This is a genomic window from Segatella copri (genome assembly GCF_019249765.2).
Lineage (GTDB): Bacteria > Bacteroidota > Bacteroidia > Bacteroidales > Bacteroidaceae > Prevotella > Prevotella copri_K.
In genome coordinates, this window is record NZ_CP152484.1 from 246903 (window position 1) to 263738 (window position 16836).

The 16836-nt window shown below is 43.9% G+C and carries 18 protein-coding genes; 5 read left to right on the forward strand and 13 right to left on the reverse strand.

Annotated elements, in window-relative coordinates:
• Positions 1-178: 178 nt before the first annotated feature.
• The 4 genes from KUA46_RS01010 to KUA46_RS01025 all read right to left on the reverse strand — a co-directional run bounded on the left by KUA46_RS01010 (position 179) and on the right by KUA46_RS01025 (position 2583).
• A complete protein-coding gene (locus tag KUA46_RS01010) occupies positions 179-1144 on the reverse strand; it encodes an Rpn family recombination-promoting nuclease/putative transposase (protein ID WP_218487926.1) in 966 nt (321 codons plus the stop codon).
• A gap of 285 nt (positions 1145-1429) precedes the next feature.
• Entirely contained in the window at positions 1430-1858 is a 429-nt protein-coding gene (locus tag KUA46_RS01015) for an N-acetylmuramoyl-L-alanine amidase (protein ID WP_218435565.1), read from the reverse strand.
• Positions 1859-1868: 10 nt separating this feature from the next.
• A complete protein-coding gene (locus KUA46_RS01020) occupies positions 1869-1973 on the reverse strand; it encodes a smalltalk protein (RefSeq protein ID WP_022120813.1) in 105 nt (34 codons plus the stop codon).
• 25 nt (positions 1974-1998) lie between these two features.
• Positions 1999-2583 (reverse strand): HU family DNA-binding protein, encoded by a 585-nt coding sequence (locus KUA46_RS01025; RefSeq protein ID WP_181975300.1) that lies wholly within the window; start codon positions 2581-2583, stop codon positions 1999-2001.
• 1114 nt (positions 2584-3697) lie between these two features.
• Here KUA46_RS01025 and KUA46_RS01030 point away from each other — a divergent pair.
• From KUA46_RS01030 to KUA46_RS01040, 3 genes are all read left to right on the forward strand, one after another.
• Complete coding sequence (locus KUA46_RS01030; RefSeq protein WP_218487928.1) at positions 3698-4813, forward strand: replication initiation protein; 1116 nt, start codon at positions 3698-3700, stop codon at positions 4811-4813.
• A gap of 103 nt (positions 4814-4916) precedes the next feature.
• Complete coding sequence (locus KUA46_RS01035; protein ID WP_211421283.1) at positions 4917-6059, forward strand: ISAs1 family transposase; 1143 nt, start codon at positions 4917-4919, stop codon at positions 6057-6059.
• 83 nt (positions 6060-6142) lie between these two features.
• A complete protein-coding gene (locus KUA46_RS01040) occupies positions 6143-6370 on the forward strand; it encodes a DUF4248 domain-containing protein (RefSeq protein ID WP_218487432.1) in 228 nt (75 codons plus the stop codon).
• Between the two features lie 197 nt (positions 6371-6567).
• On the opposite strand, the gene KUA46_RS01045 is transcribed toward KUA46_RS01040, so the two are convergent.
• From KUA46_RS01045 to KUA46_RS01055, 3 genes are read right to left on the reverse strand one after another with little or no spacing between them, the layout of a single operon-like run.
• Complete coding sequence (locus KUA46_RS01045; RefSeq protein WP_006846253.1) at positions 6568-6948, reverse strand: hypothetical protein; 381 nt, start codon at positions 6946-6948, stop codon at positions 6568-6570.
• Between the two features lie 56 nt (positions 6949-7004).
• Positions 7005-7481, reverse strand: a complete 477-nt coding sequence (ribH, locus tag KUA46_RS01050) for a 6,7-dimethyl-8-ribityllumazine synthase (RefSeq protein WP_006846254.1) — start codon at positions 7479-7481, stop codon at positions 7005-7007.
• A gap of 28 nt (positions 7482-7509) precedes the next feature.
• The gene (locus KUA46_RS01055; RefSeq protein WP_118079052.1) at positions 7510-8205 is read right to left on the reverse strand and encodes a tetratricopeptide repeat protein; all 696 of its coding nucleotides are present in this window, start codon (positions 8203-8205) and stop codon (positions 7510-7512) included.
• 210 nt (positions 8206-8415) lie between these two features.
• On the opposite strand from KUA46_RS01055, the gene recF reads away from it, so the two are divergent.
• Complete coding sequence (gene recF / locus KUA46_RS01060) at positions 8416-9513, forward strand: DNA replication/repair protein RecF (RefSeq protein ID WP_117691976.1); 1098 nt, start codon at positions 8416-8418, stop codon at positions 9511-9513.
• A gap of 4 nt (positions 9514-9517) precedes the next feature.
• Positions 9518-9808, forward strand: a complete 291-nt coding sequence (locus tag KUA46_RS01065; RefSeq protein ID WP_153085554.1) for a DUF721 domain-containing protein — start codon at positions 9518-9520, stop codon at positions 9806-9808.
• A gap of 362 nt (positions 9809-10170) precedes the next feature.
• Here KUA46_RS01065 and KUA46_RS01070 read toward each other — a convergent pair whose 3' ends face one another.
• The 6 genes from KUA46_RS01070 to KUA46_RS01095 all read right to left on the reverse strand — a co-directional run bounded on the left by KUA46_RS01070 (position 10171) and on the right by KUA46_RS01095 (position 16833).
• The gene (locus KUA46_RS01070) at positions 10171-10716 is read right to left on the reverse strand and encodes a 5-formyltetrahydrofolate cyclo-ligase (RefSeq protein WP_200757263.1); all 546 of its coding nucleotides are present in this window, start codon (positions 10714-10716) and stop codon (positions 10171-10173) included.
• 3 nt (positions 10717-10719) lie between these two features.
• A complete protein-coding gene (locus tag KUA46_RS01075; RefSeq protein ID WP_218487433.1) occupies positions 10720-12447 on the reverse strand; it encodes a S41 family peptidase in 1728 nt (575 codons plus the stop codon).
• A 45-nt stretch (positions 12448-12492) separates the two neighbouring features.
• Positions 12493-12945, reverse strand: a complete 453-nt coding sequence (locus KUA46_RS01080) for a deoxycytidylate deaminase (RefSeq protein ID WP_006846261.1) — start codon at positions 12943-12945, stop codon at positions 12493-12495.
• Positions 12946-12949: 4 nt separating this feature from the next.
• The gene (locus tag KUA46_RS01085; protein ID WP_218487434.1) at positions 12950-15037 is read right to left on the reverse strand and encodes a M3 family metallopeptidase; all 2088 of its coding nucleotides are present in this window, start codon (positions 15035-15037) and stop codon (positions 12950-12952) included.
• A 95-nt stretch (positions 15038-15132) separates the two neighbouring features.
• Complete coding sequence (locus KUA46_RS01090; RefSeq protein WP_118190397.1) at positions 15133-15807, reverse strand: Crp/Fnr family transcriptional regulator; 675 nt, start codon at positions 15805-15807, stop codon at positions 15133-15135.
• A 6-nt stretch (positions 15808-15813) separates the two neighbouring features.
• Positions 15814-16833, reverse strand: coding sequence for an FAD:protein FMN transferase (locus KUA46_RS01095; RefSeq protein ID WP_118152950.1), 1020 nt, complete (start codon positions 16831-16833; stop codon positions 15814-15816).
• Positions 16834-16836: the final 3 nt, after the last annotated feature.

A 16836-nucleotide genomic window follows, 5' to 3' on the forward strand; every position in this document is an offset into this window, starting at 1 on the left:
CCAGTAAACATATATTCACCCGCACTTCACTTTTACCTTTGCACCTGGAAACAAGTTTAAACGAATTGGTTAACGGGTGTTAAGGTGAACTGTATGTCACTCGGGAAACGACAAGGGTCTATATGCCACGATGAAAAGGTGGCGTATAGACCCTTGATTATAGGATGATATTCGTAATCTACATCTCCGCTTTCAGCAGCTTTATCTCCTCTGACGTCAGCCCCGTCATATCCATGATAGACGCTTCATCCATACCCTTTGCCAGCATCTTCCTGGCAATTTCAAGGCTTCGCAGGTTCATGCCTTCAGCTCTGCCTTCAGCTCTGCCTTCAGCTCTGCCTTCAGCTCTGCCTTCTTCTCTACCTTTCTCCATACCTTCCTTCATACCAATTTCCTTACCCTCAGCTATACCTTCACGCTTGGCAGTGTCTACGGAATTCTTGATGTCGCGATATGCCATCTTGCTGGTCTCGTACTCCCTCATTTCCTGCGGAGTAAACTTGGCTATCTCGGCTTCCTCAAAGAGACGGTCGAAGACTTTATCGCACAGTTCTTTAGGACGCTGGGTAAGCTTATAGAGGTTCTTCAGTGCATAGAGCCACTTCTCGTAGAGCGTATCCAGTTCTTCCAGGGATTTGTTGAACTTGGAAATCTCTACATAAATATATTCGAGCTTGTCGTAAAATACTTTGTGGGTAGCTGTGTCGCACAACTGTACATGATGGCGGATTTTCTCCTTGTCGAATGCGTCCTCGTTCATGCTGAAGTTGAGCAGGGCTACGGTATAGACATGATTGAGCTTGAAATCCCATTCATTCCCCTTTGGTGCCTGTTCTCGGATAGGGAAGGTGGAGTAGAAGAGGGCGCGATCCTTGAAATACGTCTGGTACGCATTCTGCATTTCTACAATGAACTTCTCACCGTTTTCGCCCTCGCAATATACATCGAAGATGGCTCTGCGGTCGGTATATACATCTCCCACATGCTCCGGGTTCAGATACGACACGTCCTTCACAACCTGTTTGCCATTAAACAAGCTGTTGAGAAAGCAAATGAGCAAATCCTTGTTCATCGCTGTTCCAAAAATTCGCTTGAAACCGAAGTCGGTCAGCAAGCTGATATATCTTTCTTCTACCTGCTTCATAATCTTCTGTTTTAAAAATCCATGCCGCAAAGTTACGACTTTATTTCCAAACCCGCAAGAGATTTCTAGGAAAAGTTTCTGAAAAAGTTAGAGAATGGTGAGTGTTGAATGTTGAATGGTGAGTGTTGAATGTTGAGTGTTGAATGTTGAGTGTTGAATGTTGAGTGATGACTGAAAGAAATATGACGACAAAGAAAAAGGGCGCATCCGGATTGGATGCGCCCTAACTTGTTAAATAAAATCGGAGGGATTCTGCTCTTGAAAAACCCTCTTAATGGAAGAGAATCAGGAAGCATCCAGGAGGTACTGGAGCTTCGTGGCATCAAAACACGGACAGGCTTTCTGAACGCCAGGCAAATCGCGATGCCCCAGGATGGTACGGATGCCCGGAAAACGGTGGTGAAGATCCTGAATCAGATGCTTCATCGACTCCTTCTGCTTAGGAGTGCGGGTGTCGCTGATGCAGCCCGATGGCGAAAGACCACCCTCATAACAGATGCCTATGCTGTGCGCATTGTAACCGAGGGCATGAGAACCCATACGCTCTACCGGGCGACAGGCATGAACCACTCCATCCAGCGTGATGTAGAAATGGTAGCCGATGTCAGTCCAGCCGTTGTTATGAACATGGTCGTAGCGCAGCATCTTCATCGTATAACGGTGATCGCAGCGGCTGCCGCTGCAATGCACCACTATCATATCGATGTCTCTCATAGGCATCCTTCTAAAGTCCACCTGCTGAAACGCCTAACGCCCCGAGAAGAGCTGTCAGTACGGTTACTGCAAACTTGAGAATCTCATTCCATTTCTGCTTGTTCTTTTCTGTCATAATCTATTCTGTTTTAAAAGGTTAATTATTCTAATCCGTCTCCAGTGTCACCATTGCCAGTACTGCCTGTGCCGCCGGTCTGCTCGCCTGAGGTGTTGCCACCCGTGGTATCGCCGCCAGAAGGAGCATTGTCCTTGGCAGGCTTTTTCTTAGCCTCCTCGATGTCGAGAGTCTTGGCACCCTCCTTCTCAGCCTTGAGGGCAGCCTTCTGTACGGCACGTGATGCAACCTGCTCAAACTCCATACCTACGAAGATGTTGGCAAGATCGCTGCCCGGGATAAACTGGATGTTCACACCCTTGATGTTGATGTCGCTCTTAAATTCGGCAGCGGTTGCAGCACCCTCACTGGTAAGCTGGAGGCGGAACTTGCCCAACTCGCCGAAATCAATCTGGTTGCCTCGCTGCAACTCGATGATCATGTTCTCCTGCATACTGACCAGAACGGCTGTTACATCCGCATAGGATACAGTGGTCTGCATAGAGATCAACTTCGCGAACTTCTTGAGCGAAATGGAGTCTTTCATCTGAGCACGGGCGTAGAAAAGAGGAACTCCTGCTTTGTCACCAAATTTTGACGCAAGCTTTACTAAACTGTAATTAATTGCCATAATACATAAAATTTTAAAATTGTGAATAATCATGTTGTGCACCGGTCTCTTCCCGAATGCTGATACAAAGATACAACATCGGCGGTGCCCCACTTGTCCACTTTGGTACGATAAGTACCAGTTGTGCTCTATTTGGCTCAATTATGTATACTTTTGCACGCAAGCGTATGCTGCAGAATATTCAAGTGGCTCAGTTAACTTACTCAAGTGGCTCAGTTAACTTACTCAAGTGGCTCAATCAGCTTACTCAAGTGGCTCAATCAGCTTACTCAAGTGGCTTTGTCAGATTACTCAAGTGGCTCAATCAGCGAGTCCAGCCGTCTGAGTAAGCGAATCCAGCCGTCTGCGTAACCCAGTTCAGCCATATCCTTAACCCGACGCAGCCACATCAGTTGGTAAACGGAAGAACATCATTTTTTTACCTCATTTGGGTGGGCAATGACTATCAGGGCAATTTAGTCTTTCAGAGGGTACCATCAGGGCCAATAATAGGTACCATCAGGGCCAATCATGTATTTTCTGATATGCCCGAATGACTATCTTGGCAAATCTTAAAAATGCAAGACTTTGAATATCAGACAGTTAAATGCTAATTTTTCTTTCCTATACTATACCAAGTATATTATATATATACATTTACATCAATTACACTATACGTAATACGGGAAGAAAAAGATTTTTTTTTTTCGACAAATCAGCTATTAAAATGCATTTTTCTCTTCAAAAAATTTGCATAAGTCTGAAATAAATATTACTTTTGCATCATGAAAGCGCGGAGAATGTGATTCTCCTCCCGATGAAGGACACCGGGAATAGCTTTCGGTTAAGGATTAGAACATAGCTCATTGAGTAGGACTTCCCATCCCGAAAGGTGAGTGACCAAAAGGTAATCCTTACAGGGCATTCTATGCCTGATAAATTTGATAAAAATTTATCGGCATGGATGCGAAGTAAGGACTTTTGGAAGCAAGAGCGATGATGGGAAAACTTTCCTTTGTGATTGTTCATTTATCTTGTTTGTTTCCTTACTCCAATTCCATGCCGGTTTTCAATAAACTATAACCAAGACTTGCCCCAATCGGTAGGCCTCTAACGATTTTAACAGAAAACGGAAATGGAACAATTTAATCAACAGCCTCCGGGCGGGCAGCAGTCCTTCCCTCAGGCAAATCAACAAGAGAAACAACTGATAGCCATCCTTGGCGTTCAGGGATTGTCTTACCAGAACTATTCGGTGGTAGAACTCAAAATCGTTCTACAGATTATCAGGCATGCCCAGAAAGTTATTCAAGACTATGTAGTGCCTTATCAGGTGACTTCACAGACTTTTAATGGCTTCACCGCAGAACAGAGAGCTGCAGACCACACCGATGTCATCATGAAGCTGTCGGAGTTTCCTTATGGTGCTCATCATTATCCGCAATTGCGCGATGCCATCAAGCGTATAGATTCACAGCCCATCCTGCTGCCGTTCAAGCTGAAAAAACAGACATTATACCGGAAATTTGCATGCCTGTTTAAGAGTGAGATATACCAAGACCGGCATAAGAACTGGATGGTAAAATTCCGCTTCGACAACAACGTGATACGGTTTTTCTACAGTTATGAAAAGGGAGTCAGCCATATCGACCTCAATGCCATCAAGCAATGCCGCAGTGCATCGAGCATCAAGTTGTATCTCATCATGAACTGCTGGGGTGCAAAGGGATTCACCATCTGCAAAACGGCGCACTTCCAGCAACTGATGCATGGCAGGGCTGATTATTACAAGACCTGGTCGGAACTGGACAGAAAATGTCTGGTAACTGCCTGCAAAGACCTCAAGCGCCTTTACCGTAACCGCATCATCGACCAGTATATTACCTATAAGCCTTTCTTTCTGGAGGAGGGTAAAAAAGAGAAGCATCACCTGCCAGAGCACATCACCTTTACTCTGCACGACCGTCGCACTTCAGGTGAAACTGCAGAGGGTGGAGAAGTGAGCAGCGAACTGAGAGGGCAGCGGAGCAAACTGAAACTCCGGCTGCAATGCAATTATGATGTGAGCGAGAAGAAGGCTGAGCAGTTGAGCGGCTATCTCAGGTTAGATATGATTGGCGACCTGGAGGACTTCTTCCTGCGAAAGGATTATTACATAGCCAACTGCAGGCGTTCGAACAAGAAGATGAACACGGGTGGCTATATGACCACCAGGGTAAACGCATCAAACTTTTTACCTTTTAACATATAGATATTAATGTTGTATCTTATTGAATATTAACTATTTATATTTGCTTGTACCAAAAATATTTTGTATCTTTGTAAAGAATAATTAAACACTTAAAAGTTACAAAATGAGCATAATTAAGTTATCTAAACAAATTCCAGACCCAAGAGTCACAGGACGAACTGTTCATAAAATGGAACATATTATCTATATTACCATAGCAGCAGTACTGGCTGGATGTCAAACATGGGATGATATTGCTGAGTTTGGAAGAACTAAGAAGGAGTTCTTCAAATCTCGTTTGGTAGGTTTGGAGCACATTCCAAGCCATGACACCTTCAATCGTTTCTTCTCTATATTTGACCCAAAGGGCTTTGAACAAATTTTTCGCGATTGGGTCAAGGAAATTGTTGGTGAGGTCAAAGGCATAGTAGCCATTGACGGCAAGTTAATGCGTGGCTCCAGCAAATGCGATTCAGAGCACACATTGGGCAAAGATGATTTTCGCATGTGGATTGTGTCGGCATGGTCTTCTGATAACAATATCTCTCTGGCTCAAGAGAAGGTGGGCGACAAGACTAACGAAATCACCGTTGTACCAAAGTTGCTTAGCGCAATAGACTTAAAAGACACCATTGTAACGATTGATGCCATGGGATGCCAAACCTCTATAACCAAGAAAATAAGAGAGGGAAACGGAGATTATATTATTGCATTGAAGAAAAATCAAAAGACAAGCTATGATTTTGCAAAGGATATCATAGCCGAATACACTGATCGTGACTATCAGGGTATAGTTTCAAAGCATACTTCCTTTGACAGAGGGCATGGCAGATTAGAAGAAAGGAAATGTATAGTGGTGAGTTATGGCAGCACTACTCAAAAAATGTTCAAGAACAAATTTGAAGGGCTAAAATCTATTGTTGGCATTCTGTCACGAAGAACTATCGTTTCAACAGGTGAAACTTCCGAGGAAAACAGGTACTACGTAACTTCCCTAGGAAATGAAAGGCCTGAGGGAATCGCCAATGCAATAAGAAAGCACTGGGGAATAGAGAATAATTTGCACTGGCAATTAGACTTTACCTTTAGAGAAGACGAAAGTAGAAAGGTGAAAAATGCAGCAAGGAACTTCTCTACTATTACTAAGATTGCTTTGTCCATCCTTAAAAAGGATAAAACGATCAAGGGAAGTCTCAACTTAAAAAGAATGAAAGCTGGCTGGGACGAAAATTACCTGTCAAAACTTTTGGAGGCGAACGCATTTTGATGCGTCCGCCCTGATATGACCACAGCCATGGTAGGTTTCTTTAAGGATCATGGTGTAGAAGGACTGTAAAAAATATAAAGCTTATGAATTATCCCCAACGTATGTACAGCAAGACCGAACTCGGTCTGCTCTACTTTCCCGACACAACCGACGGGGCGACAGCGCGCCGTCATATCATGGACTGGATCAAGCGTTGCGAGCCTCTTTGGAACGAGCTGCAACGCCTAGGCTACCAGAATCGTAGCCAGTATTTCCCTCCCCGCCAGGTATTCACCATCTTCGAATATCTGGGCGAGCCGGGGGCGGAATAAGGAATGTTGAATGTTGAATGTTGAATGTTGAATGTTAAAAGGTAAAAAGGTAAAAAGAGCCTAGCGGAATGTTAAGCTAGGGTGCTCTTTTTACCTTTTTTTTAGGGGACCAGCGATGGAATCGCTGGGGACGGGGGCACGAAGGGGGGTAGGCTTTTTTACCTTTTTACTTTTTTACCTTTTTACCTTTTTACCCTTTATTTCAATAACTTTTTATAGTCCTTGTCAAATCCTTGAGGATGACGTCCGATGAAAAGAACATTGAGTAAGCAGTTGGCTGCCAGTTCTACATCATTGAGATCAGCGCCTTTGCCTTTTTTGACTTCCTTTCCCAGGCATACATCCCATGTGGACTGGAAACAGCTATCATTTGCTCCAACAAACATATCATTTGAGTCAGGATCTTCCATCAGTTCAAACTTGATAACCTTTTTAGATGTGATAGGTTGGATATTGCAAAGCATATCGAATGCTTTTTCAAAAATATCGCGATGCAACTGTGCATTTGGAAACATCACATTGACTGTTGGAAATATCTCTTCAAATTCAAACGACTGCAATAGCTGGTAGAGTTTCATATGCTTATACCTTATTATATATATAACATTCAGTTTATCAACTCTCGTTGTGAAGACTAGAACTTAGCCATCTTGATAGCATCTATAGCACACTCATCACCCTTGTTACCCAACTTGCCGCCGCTACGATCCTTAGCCTGCTGCAGATCGTTGGTAGTCAAGAGACCATAGATAACAGGAATTTCCTGAGTAGCATTCAGACGGGCAATTCCGTAGGTAACACCCTCGCAGATGTAATCGAAGTGAGGAGTTTCACCACGTATCACACTACCTAAAATGATGACTGCATCATAGCCGCCATTCAAAACCATTTGATGGGCTCCGTAGATAAGCTCAAAGCTGCCTGGAACAGTTTTCACATGGATATTCTCAGTGAGAGCTCCATGTTTTTCGAGTGTTTTTACTGCTCCGTCGAGCAAAGCGCCCGTTATCTCAGGATTCCATTCTGCTACAACGATACCAAAGCACATGTTACTGGCGTCTGGTATTTTAGTAAAGTCGTATTCAGATAAATTATGAAGTGCTGTTGCCATATTGATTTCGAATTGTTATCAGTACAGATTAGTTAGAAGCGCGCTCGATGTACTTGTCGATTTCGCCACCCTGTACGAGCATAGCGTTAACATACTTCTTCTTAGCATCCTGATAAAGCTTCAAAGCTTCGTCTTTCTTACCCTGGCTTTCGAGAATCTCGCCTGCCTTGATAATGAATGTAGGAGAAAGACTATTGTTTGTACCATCTTCTGCCTTGCTGTCAGCCATAGAAGCAGCCTTCTTGAAAGCATCTACAGCCTTGTCGAGCTGGTTGAGATGCGCATAAGCATCACCTAAGGCAGCTTCAGCAGCAGGACTGATCATCTGGTCGTCTTCTGAAGAGAAAGATTCCAGACTCTTCTGAGCTTCTGCCCATTTGCCGAGGTTTGCATAGCAAAGACCAGCATAGAGGTTTGCCAGGTTACCTGCATCTGTGCTGCTGTATTCGTCAGCAATCTTAGTAAAACCTACATAGCCTGCGCCATCACCCTTCAATGCCTGCTCATACATCTGGTTAGCAAAGTAGGTCTGACCCTTAGCAAGCATAGTGCTAGCCTTGTCCTCACGCGGACCTGAGATCTGAGATACATAACCGAATACACCTGCAATGATAACAATGATAGCTACTACTGCAATGATAATTGCCTTCTTGTACTTCAAGAAGAAGGCCTCACGAATGTTTAGGCTCTCTGTTTCCTGAGCCTGTACGTTGTTGTTTGCCATTTTTATTTTGCTTTTTTTATTATTCTATACTTTTTAGTTTCTGGCTTTGGGGCAATCTGTTCAATAGAAAGTTAGCTTTCAAATTGTGGAATGCCGCTAAACTTCTGCAAATTTACTCAATTTTATTCAATTATTGAAATTTCTAGCCTATTTTTTTTGTTTTTTCCTCTTTTTCTGCTAACTTTGCACTATAAAAGCAGAAAAGAGACTATGATTTTAAAGAATATTTCCATTATTAACTTTAAAAATATAAAGAGCGCCAATCTGGAATTGTCGCCCAAAATCAATTGTCTGATAGGACATAATGGCATGGGAAAGACTAATTTCCTTGATGCCATCTACTATCTCTCTTTCTGTAGGAGTGCCTATAATTCTATCGATTCCCAGATTATTACTCATGATGAGCCTTTCTTTATGCTGGAGGGAAATTATGATAATGATAAGGGGGAGATAGAGAATGTTTACTGTGGTATGAAACGGGGTACCAAGAAGCATTTCAAGCGAAACAAGAAGGAGTATAAGCGTCTTTCGCAACATATTGGGCTTATCCCTCTGATTCTGGTTTCTCCATCTGATGTTTCTCTGATAGAAGGAGGAAGTGAAGAGCGCAGAAAACTGATGGATGTGGTCATCTCTCAGTATGATTACTCTTATATAGAGGCTTTGTCCAACTATAATAAGGCTTTGCAACAGAGAAATGCTTTGCTGAAAATGGAGGAGGAGCCTGATATTACGCTGCTGGAACTTTGGGAGCAGCAGATGGCGAGTAATGGTGAATTGCTGTACCGGAAACGGCAGGCTTTCGTTGACGAACTGGTTCCGCTGTTTCAGCAGATTTATCAGCAGATTTCGGGTGATAAGGAGCAGGTCCGTCTTCACTATGTTTCTCATTGCCAGAGAGGTCCTTTGCTGGATGTTATCCAGCGCGACCGGTTTAAGGACCGTGCTGTAGGGTATTCTCTGCATGGTGTTCACCGTGATGATCTGGAGTTTTTGCTGGGTGATTATCCGATGAAGAGAGAGGGAAGTCAGGGGCAGAACAAAACTTTCGTGATTGCCCTGAAGCTGGCTCAATTTACTTTCCTGCAGCGCACGAGTTCCAATACGCTTCCTTTGCTCCTCTTAGATGATATTTTCGATAAGTTGGATGCTCAGCGGGTTGAGGCTATTGTGAAACTGGTTGCCGGTGACCATTTCGGACAGATTTTTATTACGGATACGAACCGTGATCATTTGGATAAGATTCTCCAGAACATGCAGGGAGACCATACGATATTCTATGTAGAGAATGGGGAAATAATAAAGTAAGAATATGTTTAAAAGAAAAGTTAAGTCAATAGCAGAACTCTTGCCCGAATTTCTGAGAAAGGAAGGGTTGGAGACACCTTTACAGCAGAAACGCCTGATCATGAGTTGGGATTCTGTAGTAGGGGAAAATATTGCTGCATATTGTGGTGATAAGTTTATCAAGAACCAGACTCTCTATGTAAAGATAGAGAATGCTGCATTGAGGGCTGACCTCACGATGAGCCGTGCTAACCTTGTTCACCGTTTGAATGAACAGGTTGGTGCTCAGGTTATTGCAGATATACGCTTTTATTAATGTTCTGTTCTGATATACTATACTGAACTTTCGCATGTGGTTCAAGAACGGGCTGAAGGCCCAAAAGCTCCAGAAGCAGCACGCCCTGAAAGGGCAGAAGCTCCTAGCCCAGGGCATCGCCCTGGGTATAGTAGCAGTCAGCAAGGCGCCCTGTAAGGGCAAAAGCTTTATAAATTGCCTGATATTTGAAAGCTTTTGCCCTTACAGGGCGACAGGTTTGCGCCCGTAATAACCCAGGGCGATGCCCTGGGCTAGGAGCTTCTGCCCTTTCAGGGCGTGTGGGGCAAAACTTGCGAAACAGGGCGTGTGGGGCAAAACTTGCGAAACAGGGCGTGTGGGGCAAAACTTGCGAAACTTCAGTACTATATGATTTCGTCCATGCATATATCTGTAGGGGTAACAGGAAGGAGTCCTTCCTCTTTGATTTTCTGGAAGTCGAAACAGATTCCTATTTTGTATGCATGTGGAATCTGGGCAAGAAATCTGTCGTAATAGCCTTTTCCTCTTCCTAACCGGTTGCCTTTCATATCGAAACTCATACCTGGGATTACGGCAAGTTCTATCTCAGGATATTTCTCTTCCGGATAAATCTTGCCTTTCGGTTCAAGTATATGATAGGCTCCTTCCTTCAGGTCTTGAACTCCGGAATATTCTCTCAGTTCCATATTCGTATCGTCCAGCACAACGGGCAGTATCACCCGTTTTCCCCTGGAAACAAGTTGGTCTATATAATGATGGGTGTCCACTTCATCAGGAAGCGAATAGTACATCAGTATGGTTTGGGCATTCTGAAGATGCGGGTTGGAATCTAAACGTGATAATACAGAAAGCGACAGTTCCTCAAGTTGTCTTGAGGAATACTGTCGCTTTCTGTATTTTATGATTTTTCTTAATTCTTTCTTGTCCATGCCTTAAGCATTTGCTATCATACAATTATTATGGTGTAAGGAAGAATAGTTGTAGGGCGTATTCGCCATAGCTATCTTTTCTTTCTTCGCAGCGCGTTTTTTGGCTGGCTCCGGTTTCTTTGGAAATGCTGCATGGTTCTCAAATACATCCAGCGTCTTTTTGATGACTGGATCATCAAGATTGATGTATTGGGTCCATGCCTGCTCGTCCAACATATTGTAGATGATACGGCTGTCGATGACACGGTCTAATAGTTTGTGTGATTTCTTGATTAAAAGATTTCTACGTTTCAAACCACATTTATCAGCATAGCTGGCAAACTTTTCAACCATGTCCTGACTGTCAAGATAATCGGCAAGTTCCATCATCTCCTTGAAGTTGTTCAACTTCGGACGGTTATCGTCTGTATAAGTGAACGCAAACTGCAAGATGAGACCACTCAGACTAGCCTCCTTGAAATAGGATGTCATGCCGAGTGTATCTTCAGGAACAAAGATGTCTGGGGTGATGCCACCTCCGCCATAGACAGTACGGCCGTTACCTGTATGATAAGCCGGTCCTGTATGCTTGATGCTATCCTGTGAGAAGAACTCTCCGTGCTGGTATCTGTCAAGCAAGTCTTGCTCATAATCCTTGTCATCGCCCAGCGTATATGGCTTCTGGATGCATCTTCCTGAAGGAGTATAGTAGCGCGCAATGGTCAGACGGATGAGGCTGTGGTCTGGGAATTCTATCTGTTGCTGAACCAGTCCCTTACCAAACGAGCGTCGTCCGATGATGGTAGCACGGTCATTATCCTGCATGGCACCCGCAAAGATTTCTGCAGATGATGCAGAACCTTCATTGATGAGAACTACCATCGGAATCTTCTGGTAGGCACCCTTGCCGTCACTCGTATAGTTATGTCTAGGCGATTTGCGTCCCTGTGTGTAAACGATGAGCTTCTTGTCTGGCAAGAATTCGTTTGCCATGTTTACTGCAGCCGTCAGGTAACCACCTGAGTTATCCCGAAGGTCAATACAGAGGTTGGTGAATCCCTGCTGTGAGAGCTTGGCAAGAGCAATCAGCATTTCCGGATAGGTGTTCTCGCCAAAGTTCTTGATACGGATATAGCCGGTTTTATCGTTAAGCATGTAAGCTGCTGTAACACTCTTTGTCGGTATTTCACCTCGTGTTACGTTAAAGGTCTGAACCTTCTTGCTTCCATATCGTATAACTCCGATTTTCACCTTGGTATCCTTTGGACCCTTCAGGCGATGCATAGCCTCCTGATTGGTTACAATCTTGCCAACAAAAGGTTTGCCGTCTACGGCTACAATCTTATCTCCTGCCAAAAGTCCGGCTTTCTCGGCAGGACCATTCTGTATCACATTCTGTATATGTATCGTATCTTGGCGGATGACAAACTCTACGCCTACACCCGAGAACGAACCTTTCAGATCGTCGGTGGCCTGAGCAGCATCTTTAGCACTGATATATACGGAATGTGGATCCAGTTCTGCCAAAATCTGTGGAATTGCCTTATCTACCAGCGAGTCGATGTTCACGGGATCTACATATTGGTCATCAATAAGATGGAGCAGGTTGTTCAGACGGTTGCTTCCACTATTGATAACGTTGAGGCGATTTCCAGAGAAATGGTTGGAAAAGAATGTTCCGATGATAATGCCTATCACAACACAGAATGCCATGATGAATGGCATAAAGCGGTTGGTCTTATTCTTACTCATGTTCATAACAATTCTCTTTTTACTAACGTTTTATCTATCTTATCTCTAATCTTCTACAGAAGATGTCTTTTCATCAGGATTGAGGTATTCTACCTTGATTCCTGCCCGTTGCATCAGTTTGATACCATCGTCCAGACGGTATTTCTCTGCATATACAACACGCTTGATGCCCGACTGTATAATCAGTTTGGCACATTCTATACATGGAGAGGCGGTGACGTAAAGCGTACTTCCCTCACTGTTATTGCTGCTGCGAGCCAGTTTCGTAATAGCATTAGCCTCCGCATGGAGAACGTATGGCTTGGTTACGTTGTTATCCTCACAGACATTTTCAAATCCGCTCGGTGTACCGTTGTAGCCATCACTGATAATCATTTTATCTTTTACAACCAGTGCACCTACCTGCCGGCGTTTGCAATAGCTGTTTTCAGCCCATATACGTGCCATTCGCAAATAGCGAAGGTCGAGCTTGGTTTGTTTGGAAAGTTCGTTTGCCATCCTCTTATCCTTTATGTTGTACCTTGATTTCGTTACGTTCCAGCAGTGCATCGATGGTTGGCTCTTGTCCACGGAACCGTTTGTAGAGAGTCATAGGATGCTCTGTTCCACCCTTAGAGAGTACGTTGTCACGGAAACTTTGAGCAGTCTTCTGGTCGAAGATTCCATTCTTCTTGAATACACTGAAAGCATCAGCATCCAATACTTCTGCCCATTTGTAGCTATAATATCCTGCGGCATAACCTCCTGCCATGATGTGGGAGAACTGTACGGTCATACAGGTTTCCTGCAACTGTGGCAATATCATCGCCTTTTTCCAGGCTTCCTTTTCATAAGGCATGATGTCGGCAGTAAATTCTTTCTCTTGGGTGTAGTATGCCATGTCAAGCAATCCGAAACTTACCTGGCGCAGGCAACCGTAGGCTGCCATGAAGTTGCGACTCTTCACGATGCGCTCTATGAGCTCATCTGGCAATGGTTCACCTGTCTGATAGTGGAAGGCAAATGTACGGAGAAAATCTTTCTCTATTGCATAATTCTCCATAAACTGTGATGGCAACTCTACGAAGTCCCACCATACGTTGGTTCCCGAAAGACTCTCGAAGCGGGTATTGGCAAACATGCCGTGAAGACTGTGGCCAAACTCATGGAGGAAGGTTTCTACTTCTCCTAATGTCAAGAGAGCAGGCTTTTCTTCTGTTGGCTTGGTAAAGTTCATTACCACACTTACGTGAGGACGTATGTTTTTGCCCTTATGGTCTATCCACTGTCCCTGGAACTCTGTCATCCAGGCACCTCCTTGCTTGCCCTTGCGAGGGAAGAAGTCGGCATAGAATACTGCCAGATAGCTTCCGTCTTTATCAAATACCTCGTATGCCTTGACGTCTGGGTGGTATACCGGTATCTCTTTGTTCTCCTTAAAGGTGATGCCATACAGTTTGTTGGCGAGGCCAAACACACCGTCTATCACTTTGTCCAGCTGGAAATAAGGGCGAAGCATTTCTGCATCGAGATTATATTTCTCCATCTGGAGTTTATGAGAATAGAAGCCGAAATCCCATGGTTTCATTTCGAAATCTTTACCCTCCAGCTTCTTGGCAAGGGCTTCCACTTCTTTCACTTCCTTTTCTGCCGTTGGCTTATAAGCCTCTATCAGGTCGTTGAGAAGTTTATATACATGTTCTGTATTGCTTGCCATACGATGGCGAAGAACATAGTCGGCATAGGTTTCGAAACCGAGCAACTGGGCGAGTTCTCTGCGCAGGTTTACCAATCGTTTGCAGATTTCCAGGTTGTTCTGCTCGTTATCATGGGTACATACCGTATTGCGTGCCATATACATCTGTTTGCGGAGCTCACGCTGGGTAGAGTAGGTCATGAATGGAGAATAACTTGGATAATCGAGTGTGAAGATCCAACCTTCTTTTTCCTGCTCTTTGGCGGTATGCGCAGCGGCAGCTTTTGCTGTTTCTGGAAGTCCGTCGAGCTGAGCTTCGTCTGTGATATGGAGCGTAAATGCCTTGTTTTCTTTCAAGAGATTTTGTGAGAACTGCAGAGTGAGCATACTGGCTTCTTCTGTAAGTTCGCGAAGTTTCTCTTTGCCTTCTTCATCTAAAAGTGCACCGCTGCGTACGAATCCGTCATAGCTGGTGTCCAGAAGCATCTTCTCTTCAGGAGTCAGTTCTCTGTTTGGATGATCGTGAACGAACTTGATGCGCTCGAAGAGTTTCTTGTTCAGCGTGATGTCATTTGCGTGCTTGGTGAGAATCGGACTCATCTTCTGCGCAATCTCTTCCATCTCTTCGCAGGTTTCAGCACTCATCATGCAAGAGAAAACGTTAGATACACGGCTCAAGAGGTCGTAATAGTGTTCGCCCTTTTCGGTATCAACTCTTGCAATGGTATTCTCAAAGGTTGGTTCTGCCGGATCGTTTACAATCTTGTCTGTAGCCTCGTCATCACGGCGGATTCCCTCCATGAATGCTGGTTCATAATCTTCGAGACGGATTCGTTCGAATGGTACTGTATCGTGCGGTGTATTGTAAGGCACGAAGAATGGGTTGGTTCTATTCTGTATTGTATTGTCTTGCATATTGTTACTTTTTAGCTGCAAAGTTAGCAAAAAAATGCTTTATTGCCTTGATAATAAACGTTTTTAACTTATATTTATCGGTCGTTATACTTTCTTTATCGTTTGATGAGATTTTCCAGTGCAGGGATATAGATTCTGCCTCGTTCTAGCTGGATAAGTCCTTCTGACTGTAGTTCGTTGAGGGCTTTGGATACATAGATGCGTTTTACATTCATCTCTTCTGCTAAACGGGTCATCTTGATATGAAAGATTTTCTCGCCTGCCGGGCGGACGCTGTGGCTCTCGAAGAAACGGATCAGACGCTCACTCAGTGTCTTGGCAGGAACTCTGAACAGTCTGCGGTTGTTCTTTTGGGATTGGGTGCAGACCAAGTTCAGAAGATTGATGCGGAATATTTCATATTCATCGGATAACTTCATGATCTCTTGCTTGCTGACTGACATGATGCTGCAGCTGTTCTTTGCCACATAAGTGTGGGTGAAACGCTGGGTAAGACCGAAAAGTCGTTCCAGCTGGAATGATTCCGGTGCCGAAATGTCTTCTTCTACCTGATAGCCGTAGTCATCTGCCTGGGTTATCACCTTAATGTCTCCACTGATTAAATAATATAGACGTGTACAACTGGTGCCTTCTTCAACTATAGTTTCACCCGCTTCCAGTTTTTGAAAGTCAAAACGGGTTTTACCAGCTACATTTTGGAAGTCATAGCAAGTCATTCCCAGGAATAATGGGAGTGATAATAAACTGTCGTATAGTCTATTGGTTGACATGTAAGTTTATTTATTTAATATCTTGTTTTTGAGAGACGGTGAATACCATATCTTGTTTTGTCCTTTTTCGTCAGCATAGATGAGATATGCACAGAGGTCCGGATGCTTTTTCAGAATCTGTTTTGCACCCTCCATTCCCATTACCATAAACGAGGTAGCATAGGCATCGGCTGTAGCACAGTTCTTGGCTAAAACCGTTGCTGATAAGATGTTATGCTGTACAGGATAGCCTGTTTTTGGGTCTATGGTATGTGCATACTTCTTGCCGTTTTTGTAATAGAAGTTTCTGTAGTTACCACTCGTAGCCATGGCTATGTCGGTAATATCAAGTACATCCTGAATCTCCTGACTCGTATTGGTAGAATCGTCAGTTGGCTTGTTGATACCAATATGCCAAGGCACCTGTTTCTCGCTAACACCGTTTACTACAATTTCTCCACCAATCTCAACCATAAAGTTGCTGATACCTTTCTTTTTCAGGAATCTGGCAACAATGTCGCTGCCATATCCTTTGGCGATAGCAGAACAGTCAAGCATGATTTTAGGATTTTGCTTGATGATGCGTCCCTTTTCCAAGGCTACTTTCTCATAACCAACCAGCGTTTTGATACTGTCTATCTTGGCTTTCGTAGGAGGTACCCCCTGCTTGAATCCAAAGCCCCAGAGGTTTACCATTGGGGCAACCGTGATATCAAAGGCTCCATTTGTTTCTTTTGAGATGCTTTCTGCCATGCGGAATACTTCGGTAAACATTTCGTCTACCTCAATATCTTTACCTTGGTTTACCTGTGTGATGACAGAGGTCTTGTTGAAGGGAGACAAGGATTGGTCTACCTTCTTGAGTTCTGTTTCTATCTCTTGCTGGTAGTTGGTATCACTCTGATAGGTGATGTGATAGATGGTGCCAAAGATAAAGCCGGTATCTTTCTGATAGGGCGTATTATGCTGCTGACGTATGATAACGATGGTACCAACGATAAGTATCAACAGAAATGGAATTTGCCAGATAAGTTTCTTTTTATTCATTCT